At 63.7% G+C, this 18,804-nt stretch carries 11 protein-coding genes; 9 read left to right on the top strand and 2 right to left on the bottom strand.

The features are described 5' to 3' along the window. Positions 1-12 precede the first annotated feature (12 nt). The 5 genes from gnd to LMTR3_RS07145 are packed head-to-tail and all read left to right on the top strand — an operon-like array spanning position 13 to position 4,596. Positions 13-1,008: a phosphogluconate dehydrogenase (NAD(+)-dependent, decarboxylating) gene (gene gnd, locus LMTR3_RS07165; protein WP_065744393.1), complete on the top strand. Its 996-nt coding sequence runs from the start codon at positions 13-15 to the stop codon at positions 1,006-1,008. Between the two features lie 6 nt (positions 1,009-1,014). Next, positions 1,015-2,526, top strand: a complete 1,512-nt coding sequence (gene zwf, locus LMTR3_RS07160) for a glucose-6-phosphate dehydrogenase (protein WP_065744392.1) — start codon at positions 1,015-1,017, stop codon at positions 2,524-2,526. Between the two features lie 3 nt (positions 2,527-2,529). After that, the gene (pgl, locus tag LMTR3_RS07155) at positions 2,530-3,285 is read left to right on the top strand and encodes a 6-phosphogluconolactonase (protein ID WP_065744391.1); all 756 of its coding nucleotides are present in this window, start codon (positions 2,530-2,532) and stop codon (positions 3,283-3,285) included. After that, entirely contained in the window at positions 3,254-3,796 is a 543-nt protein-coding gene (locus LMTR3_RS07150; RefSeq protein WP_065744390.1) for a gluconokinase, read from the top strand. Before pgl ends, LMTR3_RS07150 begins: the two co-directional genes overlap by 32 nt. Beyond that, positions 3,793-4,596 carry a Cof-type HAD-IIB family hydrolase gene (locus LMTR3_RS07145; protein WP_065744389.1) on the top strand — a complete coding sequence of 268 codons (804 nt, stop codon included), beginning with the start codon at positions 3,793-3,795 and terminating at the stop codon, positions 4,594-4,596. The genes LMTR3_RS07150 and LMTR3_RS07145 overlap by 4 nt, the downstream gene beginning before the upstream one ends. Before the next feature lie 817 nt (positions 4,597-5,413). Here the strand turns inward: LMTR3_RS07145 and LMTR3_RS07140 are convergent. Beyond that, positions 5,414-7,219, bottom strand: a complete 1,806-nt coding sequence (locus LMTR3_RS07140; RefSeq protein ID WP_065744388.1) for a glycoside hydrolase family 15 protein — start codon at positions 7,217-7,219, stop codon at positions 5,414-5,416. Between the two features lie 72 nt (positions 7,220-7,291). Continuing rightward, positions 7,292-9,238: a 4-alpha-glucanotransferase gene (malQ, locus tag LMTR3_RS07135; protein ID WP_065744387.1), complete on the bottom strand. Its 1,947-nt coding sequence runs from the start codon at positions 9,236-9,238 to the stop codon at positions 7,292-7,294. Between the two features lie 297 nt (positions 9,239-9,535). Between malQ and treS the strand changes: the two genes are divergently transcribed. From treS to treZ, 4 genes are read left to right on the top strand one after another with little or no spacing between them, the layout of a single operon-like run. Further along, positions 9,536-12,829 (top strand): maltose alpha-D-glucosyltransferase, encoded by a 3,294-nt coding sequence (gene treS / locus LMTR3_RS07130; protein WP_245319803.1) that lies wholly within the window; start codon positions 9,536-9,538, stop codon positions 12,827-12,829. After that, positions 12,826-14,973, top strand: coding sequence for a 1,4-alpha-glucan branching protein GlgB (gene glgB, locus LMTR3_RS07125; protein ID WP_065744386.1), 2,148 nt, complete (start codon positions 12,826-12,828; stop codon positions 14,971-14,973). The genes treS and glgB overlap by 4 nt, the downstream gene beginning before the upstream one ends. A gap of 3 nt (positions 14,974-14,976) precedes the next feature. Beyond that, a complete protein-coding gene (glgX, locus tag LMTR3_RS07120; protein ID WP_065744385.1) occupies positions 14,977-17,052 on the top strand; it encodes a glycogen debranching protein GlgX in 2,076 nt (691 codons plus the stop codon). Further along, complete coding sequence (treZ, locus tag LMTR3_RS07115; protein ID WP_065744384.1) at positions 17,049-18,800, top strand: malto-oligosyltrehalose trehalohydrolase; 1,752 nt, start codon at positions 17,049-17,051, stop codon at positions 18,798-18,800. Before glgX ends, treZ begins: the two co-directional genes overlap by 4 nt. Positions 18,801-18,804 lie beyond the last annotated feature (4 nt).

The raw sequence follows: 18,804 nt of genomic DNA, 5'->3' as shown, positions 1-18,804 counted from the left end.
GGAAGTCAGGGTATGCAACTCGGCATGATCGGCCTCGGCCGGATGGGCGGCAACATCGTCCGCCGGCTGATGAAGAATGGCCACACCGCCGTGGTCTACGACAAGGACGCCAAGGCGGTCGCCGCACTCGCAGCGGAAGGCGCAACCGGCGCTGACACGCTGGAAGATTTCGTGTCGAAGCTGGAGAAGCCTCGCACCGCCTGGGTAATGCTCCCGGCAGGCAAGATCACCGAGACGACCATCGAGGCATTGGTAAAGCTGATGCAGCCCGGCGACGTCATCATCGATGGCGGGAACACGTTCTGGCAGGACGACGTCCGCCGCGGCGCGGCGCTGAAGGCAAAAGGCCTGCACTACCTCGACGTCGGCACCAGCGGCGGCGTCTGGGGCATCGAGCGCGGCTATTGCATGATGATCGGCGGCGACAAGATGGTGGTCGACCGGCTCGATCCGATCTTCAAGACGCTGGCGCCGGGCGCGGGCGACATTCCGCGCACACCGGGACGCGAGGGCCGCGACCCGCGCGTCGAGCAGGGCTATATCCATGCCGGGCCGTCCGGCGCCGGACACTTCGTCAAGATGATCCATAACGGCATCGAGTACGGCCTGATGCAGGCCTATGCCGAAGGGTTTGATATCCTGAAGAATGCCAACATCGACGCGCTGCCGCCGGAGCATCGTTTCGAGTTCGACATGGCCGACATTGCCGAGGTGTGGCGGCGCGGCAGCGTGATCCCCTCCTGGCTGCTCGATCTCACCGCTTCGGCGCTTGCGGAAAACCAGACGCTCGACACCTACTCCGGCTTTGTCGAGGATTCCGGCGAAGGCCGCTGGACGGTCAACGCGGCGATCGACGAAGCTGTGCCGGCCGAAGTGCTGACGGCGGCGCTCTATGCGCGCTTCCGTTCGCGCAAGGACCACACCTTTGCGGAAAAGATTCTTTCCGCGATGCGGGCCGGTTTCGGCGGCCACAAGGAGCCGCCGAAGAAGCCCACTTCGAAGGCGTGAGCGGTCATGGCGGTCGGTCAAACAACACAGAAGAAGCCCGATCCCTGCTCCTTCGTCATTTTCGGCGTCACCGGCGACCTCACGCACCGGCTGGTCGTCCCTGCCCTCTATAATCTCGCCGCCAGCGATCTCCTGCCGGATAGGTTCTGCCTGGTCGGCGTCGCTCGCAAGGGCATGACCAACGACAGGCTGCGCGACAGCCTGATGAAGGGCCTGCGCCAGTTCGCGACCCGGCCGGTGGAGGACGCGATTTCGCGTCGTCTTTTGGACTGCCTGACCTGCATCGAAGCCGATCCGAAGGATCCGGCTTCGTTCGACGCGATGAGCAAGCAGCTCGGCGAGTTGGAGGCCGCGCGAAACACCGGCGGCAACCGCCTGTTCTACTTGGCAACCCCGCCCAACGCCTTCCTGCCGATCAGCCGCGAGCTAGGCCGCACCGGCATGCTGGCCGAGAACGGCGCGTGGCGGCGGCTGGTCGTGGAAAAGCCGTTCGGCACCGACCTCGCTTCCGCGAAGGCGCTGAACGGCGAATTGCTAAAGCTCGTCGACGAGCACGAGATCTACCGGATCGATCACTATCTCGGCAAGGAAACGGTGCAGAACATTTTGGTGCTGCGCTTCGCCAACGGCATGTTCGAGCCGATCTGGAATCGCAACCATATCGACCATGTCCAGATCACGGTCAACGAACAGCTCGGCGTCGGCCACCGCGGCAGCTTTTACGACCAGACCGGCGCGCTGCGCGACATGGTGCCAAACCATCTGTTTCAACTGCTGTCACTGGTCGCAATGGAGCCGCCGATCCGGTTCGACGCGCATTCCGTGCGCGGAGAAAAAGCGGATGTGCTCGCCGCGATCCAGCCGCAGAGCGAGGCCGAGGCGCTGCGGAATTCGGTGCGCGGCCAATATCTGGCCGGCCGGATCGGAGGTGCCGAGATCGCCGACTACCGCAAGATCGAGGACGTCGCGGCCGGCAGTACGACCGAAACCTATGTGGCGCTGAAACTGATCATCGACAATTGGCGCTGGGCCGGCGTTCCCTTCTACCTGCGCACCGGCAAGGCGCTCGGCGTCAAGCGCACCGAAGTCGCGATCAAGTTCAAGCAGGCGCCGTTCGCGATGTTCAACTGCACGCCGGTCGAACGGCTGGCGCAGAATTACCTCGTGATCGGGGTCGCGCCGAACGAAGGCATCGCGCTGCAGTTCAACACCAAGGTGCCCGGCCCCTCGATCCTTATCGACGGCGTCGAGATGAAGTTTCGCTACAAGGATTACTTCAAGGCGGAGCCTTCGACCGGCTACGAGACGCTGATCCATGACTGCATGACCGGCGACAACATCCTGTTCCAGCGCGCCGACAGTGTCGAGGCCGGCTGGAAGGCGGTGCAACCATTCCTCGACGCCTGGAAGAAGGCAGGGGCCGAGGGCTTGCAGACCTACAAGGCCGGCAGCGAAGGGCCGCAGGAAGCGAACGAATTGTTGACCCGCGACGGCCGAAGCTGGCGAAAGCTCGGGTGAGCGATGACAGCGAACGACAATCGCCGCGTGATCGCGGTCGCCGATCCGGCCGCACTGGCCGAGGCCGCGGCCGATCGCGTGCTCGCCAGGATCGAGGCCAATAGCGGCCGCGTTGCGATTTGCCTGACCGGCGGCTCCAACCCCAGACAGCTTTATCAATTGCTCGCGACCGATGCCTATCGCAGCCGGATCCCGTGGCAGCGCGTGCACTGGTTCATTGGCGACGAGCGCTTCGTGCCGGCCGACGATCCGCTCAACAACATGGGCATGGCGCGAGAGCTTTTTCTGGATAGCTGCGCGCCGGCGGCAAACATCCATCCGATTCCGACCGCGACCGCCGACCCGACCAATCCGGACCGCTGCGCCGCGCTTTACGAACGGGAGCTGCAATCGTTCTATGGGGCAGACGCACTCGATCAAGCCCGCCCCCTGTTCGATGTCGTGTTGATGGGTGTAGGTCCCGATGGCCACACCGCATCGCTGTTTCCCGGCGATCCCGCGCTCGATGAGACCGCGCGCTGGGTTGTCGGCGTGCCACGCGCGACTGTCGAGCCATTCGTCCCGCGGGTCACCCTCACGCTGCCCACCCTTGCCTCCTGCCGCGAAATGCTGTTCGAGATTGCCGGCGCCGAGAAGCATGCGGTCTTGACGCGCCTCTTGGCACGCGAGAACCTGCCTGCCAACCGTGCGCGATCCACCGGCGAAACGATCTGGCTGGTGGACCGGGATGCGCTTCCGGAGGATTTTGGTGGGCGATAGGACTCCCAGCGCGCTGGTGGTGATGGGCGTTTCCGGTTCGGGCAAGAGCACCATCGCCGATCGTCTCGCAAGACGCCTCGGCTGGCGCTACGAGGACGGCGACCGGTTTCACCCGCCAGCCAATGTTGCGAAGATGAGCGCCGGCCACCCGCTGACCGACGAGGACCGCGGGCCGTGGCTGCGGGCAATCGCCGACGAGATCGACCGTCTCTCGGCGGCCGGCGAGCACGCCGTGATCGCCTGCTCGGCATTGAAGCGCGCCTATCGCGACATTCTCGTGCACGGCCGCGACGCTGTCCGTATTGTTTTTCTCGACGGAACGCAGGACCTGATCGCGGCCCGGCTTGCCGCCCGCAAGGGACATTTCATGCCGCCAGGCCTGCTCGCCAGCCAATTCAGGACGCTGGAGCCGCCGGGCGCGGGCGAGCGGCCGATCATTGTATCGATCGATGCCCCGGTCGAGAACATCGTGGATGACATCGTCGGTCAATTGAACCTGGTCCCCCAATGACACGTATCGCGCTCGTTGTTTCCGACGTCGACGGCACTCTGTTGACGCACGACAAGATCCTGACCGATGGCGCCAAGGCAGCCGTTCGCAAGCTGCATGCGGCCGGCATCGGCTTCACCATCGTCTCCAGCCGGCCGACCATCGGCATGGGCTTTCTGATCGAGCCGCTTTCGATCACGCTTCCCGTCGGCGCCTTCAACGGCAGCTCGATCGTCGATGCCGGGCTCAAACCGATCGAGCAGCATCTGATCGGCTCGGCCGTGGCGCAGCGCAGCCTCGATGTGCTCAATGCCTTCGGCGTCGATATCTGGCTGTTCACCAATCAGCGCTGGTACACGCGCAATCCGGACGGCGAGTACGTCCCGCACGAGAAGCTGGCCATCAAGGCCGATCCGACCATCGTCGCCGACTTCACGCCGCATCTCGCAGAGACCTGCAAGATCGTCGGTGCCAGCTCGGATGCTGAGCTGTTGCAGCGCTGCGAGGTGGCAATGCGAGAGGCGCTCGGCCGGGAGGCCGTCGCGGTTCGCTCGCAGACCTATTATCTCGACGTCACGCCGCCCGGTCACGACAAGGGCACCTTCGTGGATGCCATGATCAGGTGGCTCGGCATTCCGGCGGCAGCGGTCGCGACCATCGGCGACATGGAGAACGATCTTCCGATGTTTGCCCGAAGCGGCGTTTCGTTTGCGATGGGCAATGCGGCCGAAGGCATCAAAAAGCACGCGACGCACGTGACCGACAGCAACGAGCGCGACGGATTTGCGGCGGCGATCGAGACCGTGCTGCGGCTCGGATAGGCAAGACACTCCGTGCATGCGAGGCATCCAGTACGCTGCGGCTTCTCGGTTCAATCACCGCTGTCTCCGAATCGTCATTGCGAGCGCAGCGAAGCAATCCATCTTTCCGCGTATGAGGTGACAATGGATTGCTTCGCTCCGCTCGCAATGACGTGGAAATAGCTTCGCGATCTCGCGGCGCATCTCGCCCGAGGTTTGCATCTTCTTTTCCCGCCCTCTTATTATTTAGAGGGCGCAGGGAAGACCGGGTGCTGGCTGCACCCGCGGTCTCGTGTGCAAAGGAAAACGCACACGAGCATACAGGTACAGCGGGAGCATCCCGGCCTTCCCTGCGCAATGGCTTTACGGCTTACTTCGTGCTCTCCCCGGTGAACGGCTCTTTTGCCACCGTCGCCCCCGAGAAGCTTTCGCTTCTCAAAGAACTTCATGCCAGCACCGCGACATCAGGACCACACGACTTCGCCGTACGCGTCGGGCACCTACGTCCTGCGCCTTCCGCGTCCATCGCATCTCACCGCACGTTCGTGACGATCGCGAGCGCCCCTCAATGGGTGAGACGGGCGGAGTTATGCGACTGATTTGCCCTGCACGTTAAGCGAAATATTTTTGATTCCTGCGCTTGACATGATTTCTGAAAATCCGAAGTGATTTGCCCGACAAGTCGATTTGTCGCATCCATGATCGTAGGGTGGGCAAAGCGAAGCGTGCCCACCATTTCGAGCAAGGCGAAAAATGGTGGGCACGGCGCTCGCGCGCCTTTGCCCACCCTACGGACTCGCGCTTCGCGCGCCCCGAAATGGCGGAAGAGAAGCTCCCGCTATTTAGATCGCTGCATCGCGGGCTTCTCGGTCGACTTCTTCGCCACGCTGAGGTTCTGCGCGGTGTTGATCAGCGCGATATGCGTCAGCGCCTGCGGAAAATTTCCGGTCTGGCGACCGGCCACCGTATCGTACTCCTCGGCCAAGAGGCCGAGGTCGTTGGCGACTGCGACGACGCGGGCGAACAACTCCTGCGCCTTGCCGAATTCGCCCGCCAGCACATACGCGTCCGCAAGCCAGAGCGTGCAGGCGAGGAACGCACCTTCGGCCGGCTGTTTCTCCGCCGGGACTTCCCGCGGGTCGTGCCGCAGCACAAACCCGCCCCGCATCAGATGCTGCTCGACCGCGACAAGCGTACCGCGCACGCGGGGGTCCTCCGGCGGCAGAAATCCCACTGACGGCAGCAACAGGATGCTCGCGTCGAGCATTTTTGAGCCGTATGACTCGACGAACGCGTTCAGCTCGGCGTCAAAGCCCTTCGCGCAGACGTCGGCGTGAATGGCGTCGCGCAGCACCCGCCACTTCACAAGCGGCGCCTTGAAGCCGAACGTCTCGGCGCTCTTGATGCCGCGGTCGAACGCGACCCAGGTCATCACCTTCGACGAGACATAATGCCTGCCGGCGCCGCGGCGCTCCCAGATGCCGTGGTCCGGCTGGTCCCACCGTCCGGCGAGGTGCTGCAGCACCGCGCATTCCAGCGCCCAGCTCGTTTCATCCATTTCGAGCTTGGCCACGCGCCACTGGTGAAAGGCGTCGATCAATTCACCGTAGACGTCGAGCTGCAGTTGCGCATGCGCGGCGTTGCCGACCCGCACGGGACGTGCGCCTTCATAGCCCGGCAACCACGTGGCCTCCCATTCCAGGAGACGCCGGTTGCCCATGATGCCATACATGATCTGCATGTTGGCGGGAGAACCCGCCGCCGCCCGTAACAGCCAATGGTGCCAGGCGGAAGCTTCCTCGGTATAGCCCGAGTTCATCAGCGCCAGCAGCGTGAAGGTGGCGTCGCGCAGCCAGCAGAAGCGATAATCCCAATTCCTGGCGCCGCCGAGCTTTTCAGGCAGCGAGGTCGTCGGCGCAGCGACGATGCCGCCGGTCGGCGCATAGGTCTGCGCCTTCAGCGTGATCAGGGAGCGCATCACGAGATCGCGGTAGTCGCCCTCATAGGTGCAACGGTTGCTCCACTCGGTCCAGAACGCTTCGGTATCCTGCAAGGCATAGGCAGGATCGATCGGCTTGGGCACCGGCAGATGCGAAGGGCCGTAGGTGAGCACGAAGGGGACGGTATCGCCCTCGCCGACCTCGAAATCGGCGACCGTCGTCAGGTCCTCCCCGCGCGTTTCCACCGGGGTGCGCAACACCGTCATGTCCTGCCCGCAAATCGCGAGCAACGCGGAGCCGTCCTCGGTCTTCTTGACCCAGGGAATATCGGTGCCGAAGCCGAAGCGGATGACCAACTGCATGTGCATCCTGACCCGCCCGCGCACGCCGCGCACCAGCCGCACCACGTCGGAGGCGTTGCCGCGCGGCGGCATGAAGTCGATCAGCTCGACCGCGCCGTCAGCGGTCTCGAACCGCGTGTGCAGGATCAGGGTGTCGCCCCAATAGTGGCGCGAGGTGCCGGTGATCTCCCCCACCGGGGCGATCAGCCAGCGGCCGTGCTTATGGCTGCCGAGAAGGGCTGCAAAGCAGGCGTCGGAATCGAAGGCCGGCCAGCATAGCCAGTCGATCGATCCGTCGCGGCCGACCAGTGCCGCGGTCTCGCAATCGCCGATCAACCCGTAGTCTTCGATCCGGCACGACAAGGTGATTCACCGCCAGAGCGGAATGGCATTTCTTCCAACTGTCATCCCGCTCTGCCTTCCTCCTCGAACTCGTCAGATCGCGGCGCGCGACCGCTCATGGGTTGCCGCCTTGAGTGCGGCGACGTCGACCGTGGACGTCATCTCCTCGATCGACACCGGAAGCCGCCGCCGCCAGTTCGGATGCTCGTTGACGGTGCCGGGGATATTGGGCTGGTCGACCAACCCAAGCAGATCCTCCAGCGAGACCGCGAGCAGCCGCGATTTGGTCCGTGCCAGGAAATTCGCGACCGAATAGAGATCGTTGCGGTAGATGGCGTGATGCCGCAGCACGTCGTCCAGCATGGCAAGCGCGTGCCAGCGCGCATCGTCGCTCTCGCCCGGATCGATCCCGAGCGAACGCTTCAGCTTGAGATCGCCGAACGAACGCCAGCCGGCATAGGTCGAGAGATCATGGGTGTTGAAGGTGACGAGCGCGTTGGTCAGGTAATGATCGATGCTGCGGAACGATCCGCGGTCGTCGCGCTCGAACATCATCACGAGATACGACCAGATGCCCCAATCGGCGATCTGGTCGCGAAACCCTTCCGGCACGGTGCCGAGGTCTTCGCCGATCACGACGCAGCGATGCGCGAGGCTTTCCAGCGCGGTTACCGCGAGCAGCGCCTCGAATGGCATCTGCACATAGACGCCGTCGCGTGCGGTGAAGCCTTGCGGCACCAGATAGAGCCGCTTCAGCCCGAGCACATGATCCAGCCGGATCGCGCCGGCGTGCCGCATCGAGGCGCGCAGCATGTCGCGATACGGCGCAAAGGACTGCCGCTCGAGCCCTGCCGCATTGAAGCCGGCAAGGCCCCAGGTCTGGCCGGCGGTGTTGAGCGGATCGGGTGGCGCGCCGACGCCGAGATGGCGAGAGATCGCGACCTGTTCGTTCCAGGCATCGAACCCGTCTGCCTGCACGCCGACCGCGACGTCGAGATAGAGCCCGACCTTCATGCCGAGCTTCTTCGCCAGATCGCTGGCCGCGCCGAGCTGCCGGTCCGCGGTCCATTGCACGAATTCGACGAATTCGATTTCGCCGGCGTCCGCGCCCTCGCGCAATGCGGCGCATCTGGCGTCGTCCGGCTGCCGCCACTCTTCCGGCCATTCCCACCACGGCTTGCCGAATTTGTGCCGGAGTGCCTCGAAGCAGGCAAAGTGCGACAGCAAGGTACCGCGCTCGGCGCGGAATTTGTCGAAATCCTGCCGGCGGGTCGGGTTGGCATTGGCCTTGAAGGCAGCAAAGGCTGAACGAAGCGCGCGCCATTTCAAACCGGCGACACCGACATAATCGACGACGTCGCCAGCCCGCAATGGCGCCAGCGCCTTGCGGGTTTCGGAATCGGGTTGATATTCGGGAAGCTTTTCGACGTCGATGTAAAGCGCGTTGAGAAACAACCGGCTGTTTGGCGAATACGGGCTGCAATCGCCCGGGCGATCGTCGAACAGGGCATGCAAGGGATTGAGACCGACGCCGTCGGCCCCGAGATGGTCGGCGAGTTCGATCAGGCTTGCGAGGTCGGTGAAGTCGCCCATGCCCCAATTGCGCGCCGAGCGGACGCCGTAAAGCTGGGCCGCGAGCACCCAGCAGCGGTCGAACTCGCCGCCAAACGCCCGTTCCGGCGCCGAAATCAGCGGCACATCCTCGACTCTCGCGGCATCGCTCAACTGCAGCCGGTAGATGCCGAGCGGCAGGTCCCTGGGCCAGTCGACGGCATGATCCGAGCTCTCGCCCTTGGCGATAACTCCTGAATCCGCAACGATTTTCCACTCCGCCGGGAGCGTGGCTGTGGGGAGTTCGGTTCGCGACGGCCGTCCGGACCGGACCACGACCGGGTGGCCGACCAGCGGTCCCGGCGCCTGCGGCGGCAGGGCATCCAGGATAATTTTGAGGGCGGCCGCGTCTGTCACACGGCGATTACCCTGGCCATCCAGGAATTCGGTTTGAATTCCCAGGGCTTTAGCTTGAGCGAAAAGATCCATTCGGCACGTACTTTGCACGCAAACATCAAACCGATGTCGCGAAATTGTCCAATTACGGGAAGGAGATAGACAGTGTCTAACGTTCGGGCCCGCCAACGGTTCCGCTGGAACCAAAGCAAGCCGAGCGGCTTTCTATCTATGTCCGGAACGTCTCCCTTTCTGCAAACGAAACGGGGACGTCATTTCCATGGCAATGGCATCACCGTGAACAAAAAAGCGCAAACCGCCGAGAGCTCCAACGCCGGCGTCTCCATTACTATCGACGGTACCTATCCGCTGAATCCGGATAGCAGCCTTGTGGTCGAAGCAAAGGACGTGCCCGCAGCCGAGGTCGCCACCGACGAGCTCTGGTACAAGGATGCGATCATCTATCAGTTGCACGTCAAGGCCTTCGCCGACAGCAACAATGACGGCATCGGCGACTTTGCCGGGCTGACCGAGAAACTCGGGTACCTGCAGGACCTTGGCGTCACCACATTGTGGCTGTTGCCGTTCTATCCGTCCCCCGGCCGCGACGACGGCTACGACATCGCGGACTACGGCGACATCAACCCCGATTTCGGGACGATGAAGGATTTCAGGCGCTTCATCCAGGAAGCCAAGAAGCGCGGCCTGCGGGTCATCACCGAGCTCGTCATCAACCACACCTCCGATCAGCACGACTGGTTCAAGCGCGCCCGCCGCTCGGACCCGAATTCCTCTGCCCGCAACTGGTATGTCTGGAGCGATACCGACCAGAAATATCTGGGCACGCGGATCATCTTCACCGATACCGAGAAGTCGAACTGGACCTGGGACCCGGAGGCCGGCCAGTTCTACTGGCACCGCTTCTTTTCGCACCAGCCGGATCTCAATTTCGACAACCCGCGCGTGGTAAGCGCGCTGGTGCAGGTGATGAAGCGGTGGCTCGACACCGGGGTCGACGGCTTCCGGCTCGACGCCATTCCCTATCTCTGCGAGCGCGACGGCACCAACAACGAGAACCTTCCCGAGACCCACGCGGTCATCAAGCGACTGCGCCAGGAGCTCGACGCCTACGCCAAGGGCAAGGTGCTGCTGGCCGAGGCCAACCAATGGCCGGAGGACGTTCAGGAATATTTCGGCCGTGGCGACGAATGCCACATGGCCTATCATTTTCCGCTAATGCCGCGCATCTACATGGCAATCGCGCAGGAAGACCGTTTTCCGATCACCGACATCCTGCGCCAGACGCCGGATATTCCGGGCAATTGCCAGTGGGCGCTGTTCCTACGCAACCACGACGAACTGACGCTGGAAATGGTCACCGACGTCGAGCGCGATTACCTGTGGTCGACCTACGCCAACGATCCCCGCGCCCGCATCAATGTCGGCATCCGGCGGCGGCTGGCGCCGCTTATGGACAATGACCGGCGCAAGATCGAGCTGATGAATTCGCTGTTGTTCTCGTTCCCGGGCACGCCGATCATCTATTACGGCGACGAGATCGGCATGGGCGACAACATCTATCTCGGCGACCGCAACGGCGTCCGCACTCCGATGCAGTGGACGCCGGATCGCAATGGCGGCTTCTCCCGTTCCGACCCCGCGCGGCTCTACGCGCCGACCATCATGGACCCGGTCTATGGCTACGAGTCCGTCAATGTCGAGGCACAGTCGCGCAGCCTCTCCTCGCTGCTCTCTGCCACCAAGCGGCTGATCGCGGTCCGCAAATCCACGATCGCCTTCGGCCGCGGCAGCATGACATTCATCCGCCCGGAAAACCGCTCGGTGCTGTGCTACGTGCGCCAGTACGGGGACGAGGTCATTCTGTGCGTCGCCAATCTGTCGCGATCGGCTCAGGCGACCGAACTGGATCTCTCCGCCTTCAAGGACCGCATCCCGTTGGAAATGCTCGGCCGCACGCGCTTCCCGGCGATCGGCGAGCTGCCCTACATGATCACGCTGTCGCCTTACGGCTTCTACTGGTTCGAACTGCAGGAGCGCGACAAATCGGCGCCGGTTCCGCAGCGCGCGGTGCCCGAGTTTGAAACGCTGGTGGTGCCGTTGAACGCGACCTGGGTATCGCTGGCGCGCGAGCGCGGCGTGTTCGAGCGCGACGTGCTTCCGGGACATCTGGCACGCAGCCGCTGGTATCCGGAACGCTCGGCCAAGGCGATCCATCCGAAACTGACGTCGGCGATTCCGTTCTGCGACATCGGCGACAACCGGCCGTGGCTCGCTTTTTTCGAAGCGACGCAACGCGGCGTCACCACGCGCTACGTGCTGCCGATGCAGATCGAATGGGTCCGCTTCGACCGCGAGCGCTACAATCCGCATGCGCTGGCCGCCGTTCGCCAGGGCGCGCGCGAGGGAACGCTGCTCGACGTTGCCACCGACCCGATCTTCGTCGCGCTGTTTTTGCGCAATCTGCAGCAGTCGCTGACGGTCGACGAGAGCGAACAGGGCTTGCGGCTCGAATTTCGCCCGACCAGCCGCTTCGGCGACAAGTCGATCCGGCAGCCGGAGCACATCCGCACCATTGAATCCGAACTGCCGCGCAGCACCGCGTTGGTGGACAATGACTATGCCGTCAAGATCTATCGGACGCTTCAGGCCGGTCCCAATCCCGAAATCGAGATCGGACGCTTCCTGACTGATGTCGCCAACTTTCCCAATGCGCCGGCACTGCTCGGCAGCGCCGAGCTGGTCGAGGGCAACGAGAAGAGCGCGGTCGGCGTCGTTCACGCCTTCATCGCCAATCAGGGCGACCTCTGGACCATGAGTGCGGCCTATCTGGATCGCTTCGTCGAGGAGCAGAGCCTGCTCGCAGCGAGCATCCATCCCGGCGAGCGCGAGGAAGAGATCCCTTATCTGCGCTACATCGCGCAGGCCGGACGGCGCGTCGCCGAGCTGCATGTTGCGCTCGCCAGCAACGGCGAGCTTGCCGAATTCGCGCCGGAGCCGACCAGCGGCGACGACGTGCAGCGCTGGGTCGACGATCTGATGCTCAGCGCCGGGCGCGTCTTCGATGCGCTTCGGCAGCGGCGAGAGGCGCTGAAGGACGCCGACCGGGCGTTGGCCGATCAGGTGCTGGCGTTGCAGCCGGCCCTGCCGGGTTGGCTGGAATCGCTGCTGCTGCGTGAGGCCGACGCCGCCAACATTCGCGGCCATGGCGACCTCGATCTCAGCCAGTTGCTGATCGTCAAGGACGATATCTTCATCGTCGACTTCGAAGGCGCGCCGCGGCGCAGTATCGCCGAACGCCGGCGCAAGATGCCCGCAGCACGCGACATCGCAAGCCTGATCCGCTCGATCGATTATTCGGCAACCGCAGCCCTTGAGCGCGCGCTCAAAGTAGCCCACGATGACCACGGCAAGCTCGGCGCGGCGCTTGGCGAATGGCGGGACCGGGCGACGGCCGCATTTCTCGCCGCCTACCGCGAAGCGATGACCGACCAACGGCTTTGGCCGGCCGATCCGACCGCGGCAGACGGCTTGCTGACCTTCTTTCTGCTCGAGAAGGCCTTGAACGAGATCGAGCACGAACTGTCATTCCGGCCGGAATGGCTGCGCGTGCCACTGAGCGGAATTGTCAAGATGTTGTCACAACCGTCCTTCGAGGCCTCATGACCAAGCTATCCGCAGAGGCCTACGCAATCATCGAAGGCAAGCATTCGGATCCGTTTCGCTATCTCGGCTTGCACAGCGAAGGCGGACACAGCGTGGTGCGCGCTTTCATCCCCGAAGCGTCCAACGTGGAGGCGATCGGCGAGCAAGGCGAGACGGCGCCGCTTGAGCGCATCCACGATGCCGGGCTGTTTGCAGGCGCGCTGCCGAACGGATCGAAACGCTACCAGCTCCGCGCCCGTTTCGGCGAGAACGTCGTCGATCTCGACGACCCCTACCGCTTTCCGCCCGTGCTCAGCGACTTCGACCTCTATCTCCTGGGCGAAGGCACCCATCGGCGGATCTACGACAAGCTCGGCGCGCATCCGATGATACTCGATGGCGTCGACGGCGTGGCGTTCGTGGTGCTGGCGCCGAACGCCAAGGCGGTCAGCGTTGTCGGCGATTTCAATTTCTGGAATGCGCGGCGGCATCCGATGCGGGTGCGCGGCGTCGGCTATTGGGAGCTGTTCGTGCCCCATGCCCGCGCCGGCGACCGGTACAAGTTCGACATCACCGGCTCGGACGGACGGCATCTGCCGCTGAAATCCGATCCGGTGGCCTTTGCGGCGGAAGTCCGGCCCTCGACGGCCTCGATCGTCGTCGACGAAAGCAGAATTGCGCATCCGCGCCCGGCGCCGTCGGGCATCAACGCGCTGGAAGCGCCGATCTCGATCTACGAGGTTCATCTCGGCTCCTGGCGGCGCAAGAACGGCAATGAATGGCTGAGCTATCGCGACCTCGCCGAACAGCTTCCGGCCTATGCGAAGGACATGGGCTTTACCCATCTCGAGTTTCTACCCGTCAGCGAACACCCCTTCGACGGCTCCTGGGGCTATCAGCCGACCGGCCTGTACGCGCCGACCAGCCGGTTCGGCCCGCCGGAAGATTTTTCCGCCCTCGTCGATGCCTGCCATCGCGAGGGGCTCGGCGTGTGGCTCGACTGGGTGCCCGGACATTTTCCCGACGATCCGCATGGGCTCGGCTATTTCGACGGCACCGCGCTCTATGAGCACGCCCACCCGATGCAGGGCCGCCATCTCGACTGGGGCACGCTGATCTATAATTACGGCCGCACCGAAGTGGTCAATTTCCTGGTGTCCAACGCGCTGTTCTGGCTCGATCGCTACGGCATCGATGGCCTGCGCGTCGATGCCGTCGCCTCGATGCTCTACCTCGACTACAGCCGGCCCGCCGGCGAGTGGATCCCGAACCGGCTCGGGGGGCGGGAAAACCTCGAAGCCATCGAGTTCCTGCGCCGCTTCAACATCGAACTGTTCGGGCATTTTCCGGAAGCCACCACGGCTGCGGAAGAATCCACCGCATGGCCGCAGGTCTCGCGGCCGGTCGAATATGGCGGGCTCGGTTTCGGCTTCAAATGGAACATGGGCTGGATGCACGACACGCTGAAATATATCGGCAAGGATCCGATCTACCGGAAGCACCATCACGGCGACGTGCTGTTCGGCCTGCATTACGCATTTTCGGAAAACTTCATTTTGCCGTTGTCACATGACGAAGTCGTGCACGGCAAGCGATCGATCCTCGGCCGCATGCCCGGCGACGAGTGGCAGCGCTTTGCGAACCTGCGTGCCTACTACAGCTTCATGTTCGGCCATCCCGGCAAGAAGCTCCTGTTCATGGGCTGCGAGTTCGGCCAGGAGCGCGAATGGAATCACGATCATTCGCTCGACTGGCACCTTTTGGCGCAGCACCGCCATAGCGGCATGCAGAACCTGATCCGCGACCTCAACCGGCTCTATCGCAGCGTGCCGGCGCTGCACCAGATGGATTGCAACCAAGCGGGATTTGAATGGGTCATCACCCACGATTCCGGCGGCAACGTCTTTGCCTGGCTGCGCAAGGGTCTCGATGCGCACGCGCGCTGCCTCGTGGTCGTGAACTTCTCGCCGAACGTCTATCACAACTATCGCGTCCGGGTGCCGTTCGCAGGCAAGTGGAGGGAAGCGCTCAATTCCGACTCGGCGCATTATGGCGGCAGCAATGTCGGCAACGTTGGCGAAGTCCACACCCTGGAAGGCGCCATCCCCGAACTCAGCCTCACCATTCCGCCTCTGGCTGCGATCTTTCTCGTACCGGAAAGCTGACGCATGCGATTGTCCGCGGGAAGTCCCGCCCGCCTCGGAGCAAGCTGGGACGGCAGGGGCACCAACTTCGCGCTGTTCTCGGCCAATGCGGAGAAGGTCGAGCTTTGCCTGTTCGACGGCCAGGGCCGCCGCGAACTCGAGCGAATCGAACTGCCCGAGCGCAACGAGGACGTTTGGCACGGCTATCTCAACGACGTCTCGCCCGGACAGCTCTACGGCTATCGCGTCCATGGCCCCTACGCGCCGGAGCGGGGACACCGCTTCAACGCCAACAAGCTGTTGCTCGATCCCTATGCCAAGCGGCTCGCCGGCAGGCTGGTGTGGAGCGACGCGCATTTCGGCTATCGAACGGGGAGCGCGCGCGAGGATCTTTCGTTCGACCGCCGCGACAATGCCCGCGGCATGCCGAAGGCGGTCGTGGTCGACGAAACCTTCAACTGGGGCCGCCGCGAGATACGACCGAACATCGCCTGGGAAGACACCGTCATCTATGAGGCCCACGTCAAAGGCCTGACACAGAGGCGCGACGATGTGGCGCCGGGCTGGCGCGGCACCTATGGCGGGCTGTGCTCGCCGGCGATGATCGACCATCTCAAGCGGCTCGGCGTCACCACCATCGAACTGTTGCCGATCCACGGCCTGATCGATGACCGGGTGCTGGTAGAAAAGAAGCTCTCCAACTACTGGGGCTACAACACGCTGGCGTTCTTCGCGCCGGAGCCGCGCTATGCGCAGGACAATGCGCTCGATGCGTTCCGCACCACGGTGGCGCGGCTGCACGACGCCGGCATCGAGGTGATGCTCGACGTAGTTTACAATCACACCGCCGAAGGCAATCATCTCGGCCCAACGCTGTGTTTCCGCGGCATCGATAATGCATCCTATTACTGGCTCAACAAAGAGCATCCGCGCTACTATGACGACTTCACCGGCTGCGGCAGCTCGGTCAACCTCACCCATCCGCGCGTGCTGCAGATGGTGATGGATTCGCTGCGCTACTGGGTCGAGGTCTGTCACGTCGACGGCTTCCGCTTCGACCTCGCCACCACGCTGGCGCGCGAGCCAAACGGTTTTGACCGCAATTCGGCGTTCCTCACGGCCGTGCGGCAGGACCCGGTGCTGGCAACCGTAAAACTCGTCGCCGAGCCGTGGGACCTCGGCCTGGGCGGCTATCAGGTCGGCGCGTTTCCCTCACAATGGTCGGAATGGAACGACCGCTATCGCAGTGCGTTGCGGCGCTACTGGAGCGGCGAAGGCAGCCTGATCGGCGAGGTCTCGCGCCGCATGACCGCCTCATCCGACCTGTTCCATCACGACAATCGCGCAACGCGCGCCAGCATCAATCACATCACCGTCCATGACGGTTTCACGCTGACCGACCTGTTCAGCTACAACGAGAAGCACAACGAGGCAAACGGCGAGGACAATCGCGACGGCTCCAACGACAACCACAGCAACAATTGCGGCCATGAGGGCCCGACCACGGACGCCGCGATCGTGGCGCTGCGCCGGCAGCTCCGCAGGAACCAGCTCGCCTGCCTGTTCCTCGCGCAGGGGACGCCCTTGATGCTGGCCGGCGACGAGGTCGGCAATTCGCAGAACGGCAACAACAATGCCTATTGCCAGGACAACGAGATCGGCTGGGTCAACTGGGAAAATCTCGGCAAGCCAGGCGACGACCTCACCGATTTCGTCGGCCATATGACCGCGCTGCGCCGGCGCTTCCCGCAACTGCGCTACCAGCGCTGGCTCTCCGGGCGGCGCAAGGACGGCTCCTACGGCGTGCTGTGGCTGACGCCGGCAGCCGAGGAGATGCAGGAAGCCGACTGGAATTTTCCGGAAGGACGGTTCCTCGCCTATGTGCTGGGGCCCTTGGAACCAGGTCAGCCGCCGATCTTTATCGTGCTGAACGCTGCGCCCGAAGAGATTGCTTTCAAGTTGCCGCCAATGCCCGAATACAAGAGCTGGCAGCAGGTACTGAACACGACCGAGGCCGTGCTGGCCGCCGCCGAATTCGCTTCGGGCGTCGAAACCAGCGCGCCGCCGCGGTCGGTGCTTGTCTTTGCGGGCGCGGCATGAATGACCGGCAATTCGGCCCGCTTCTGACAAACTACGGCACGCGGTTTCGGCTGTGGGCGCCGGCGGCCAAACGCGTCGAGGTGATGCTGGAGCAGCCTCACGCGATGAGGCGCGGCGAGGACGGCTGGTTCACGGCCGATATTGCCGGTGTCAAGGCCGGCGCACGCTACAAATTCCGCATCGATGGCGAACTCGATGTCCCCGATCCAGCTTCGCTGTTTCAGCCCGAGGACGTTTTGGGCCCGAGCGAAGTGATCGACCATGACGCCTATCCGTGGCGGGCCGCAAGCTGGCACGGACGGCCGTGGCAGGAAGCGGTGATCATCGAGACGCATGTCGGCACCTTCACCGCGGAAGGCAGCTATCGCGCCATGATCGACAGGCTCGACCATCTCGTAGCAACCGGCATCACCGCATTGGAATTGATGCCGCTGGCGGATTTCGCCGGCTCCCGCAACTGGGGCTATGACGGCGTCTTGTGGTACGCACCCGACAGCTCCTATGGCCGTCCCGAAGATCTCAAGGAGCTGATCGACGAGGCGCACCTGCGCGGGCTGATGGTGATGCTTGACGTCGTCTACAACCATTTCGGCCCCGAGGGAAATTATCTCGGCCGCTATGCGCCCTCCTTCTTCACCGAAGCCCACACGCCATGGGGCAGTGCGATAGACTATCGCGTCAGGCAAGTCCGCGGCTTTGCAATCGAGAACGCGCTCTCCTGGCTGCGCGACTACCGCTTCGACGGACTGCGGCTCGATGCCGTCAACTCGATCGTTGAACCGGGCGGGTTGTCGCTGCTGCATGACATCAGCGCCGCCGCCGGCCAATTGGCTGCGGAAACCGGCCGGCACATTCACCTCGTGCTGGAGAACGGCGACAACCGCGCCAGCATCCTGGATTCCGTCCAGGACCCTCCGCACGGCAAATACCGCGCGCAATGGAACGACGATTACCATCACGCCTGGCGCGTGCTGATGACCGGCGAGAAGCAGGGCTATTATGGCGATTACCAGCGCGCGCCGAGATCGGATATCGCCCGCTCACTGTCATCAGGTTTCGTCTACCAGGGCGAGCCATCGGCTTTTCGCGGCGTCAGGCGTGGCGAGCCGAGCGGCCATCTTGCACCGACCGCCTTCATCAACTTCCTGCAGAACCACGACCAGATCGGCAATCGTGCGCTGGGCGACCGGCTGGAAGGCAACGCCGACGCGCGGATGATCGAGGCGGCGCTTCAGGTCCTGCTGATCGCTCCTCCCATCCCCATGCTGTTCATGGGCGAGGAATGGGGCTCGACGGTCCCCTTCCCCTTCTTCTGCGATTTCGGCGGCGAACTCGCCGACGCGGTTCGGAAGGGCCGCCGCATCGAATTGGCCTGGGCCTATGCGGAATATGGCGATGAAGTCCCCGACGCGCTCGCCGCTTCGACCCGCGATTCCGCCGTTCTCGACTGGGATGGCCGCGACGCTCCGGCGGGACGGAAACGCCTGACCATGGTGCGAAACCTGTTGCAGGTCCGGCGGCAGGAGATTGTACCGCGGCTGGCCGGCGCAGCTTTTGGGAAAGCAGACGCGGAAAGCAACGGGTTGCTGACAGCCGATTGGCGCATGGGCGATGGCACCGCGCTTCGCCTCATCGCCAACCTGTCGGAAAAGGCCGTCAGCCACGGCGAAGCTGCAGGAACCCTGATCTGGGGTAGCGAGTTGGGCAATAGCGTCCCGCCATGGTCGGTGCACTGGCGCATCGGATAGGAAA

The sequence above is a fragment of the Bradyrhizobium sp. LMTR 3 genome, from assembly GCF_001693485.1.
Lineage (GTDB): Bacteria > Pseudomonadota > Alphaproteobacteria > Rhizobiales > Xanthobacteraceae > Bradyrhizobium.
The sequence above is the reverse complement of the archived record's forward strand: the minus strand, read 5'-3'. Positions and strand labels throughout refer to the sequence as shown.

Excerpts from the sequence above, each read along its gene's own strand:
- gnd (WP_065744393.1), top strand. The coding sequence starts at position 13 with ATGCAACTCGGCATGATCGGCCTCGGCCGGATGGGCGGCAACATCGTC.
- zwf (WP_065744392.1), top strand. The coding sequence starts at position 1,015 with ATGGCGGTCGGTCAAACAACACAGAAGAAGCCCGATCCCTGCTCCTTC.
- pgl (WP_065744391.1), top strand. The coding sequence starts at position 2,530 with ATGACAGCGAACGACAATCGCCGCGTGATCGCGGTCGCCGATCCGGCC.
- LMTR3_RS07150 (WP_065744390.1), top strand. The coding sequence starts at position 3,254 with ATGCGCTTCCGGAGGATTTTGGTGGGCGATAGGACTCCCAGCGCGCTG.
- LMTR3_RS07145 (WP_065744389.1), top strand. The coding sequence starts at position 3,793 with ATGACACGTATCGCGCTCGTTGTTTCCGACGTCGACGGCACTCTGTTG.
- malQ (WP_065744387.1), bottom strand. The coding sequence starts at position 9,238 with ATGGATCTTTTCGCTCAAGCTAAAGCCCTGGGAATTCAAACCGAATTC.
- glgB (WP_065744386.1), top strand. The coding sequence starts at position 12,826 with ATGACCAAGCTATCCGCAGAGGCCTACGCAATCATCGAAGGCAAGCAT.
- glgX (WP_065744385.1), top strand. The coding sequence starts at position 14,977 with ATGCGATTGTCCGCGGGAAGTCCCGCCCGCCTCGGAGCAAGCTGGGAC.
- treZ (WP_065744384.1), top strand. The coding sequence starts at position 17,049 with ATGAATGACCGGCAATTCGGCCCGCTTCTGACAAACTACGGCACGCGG.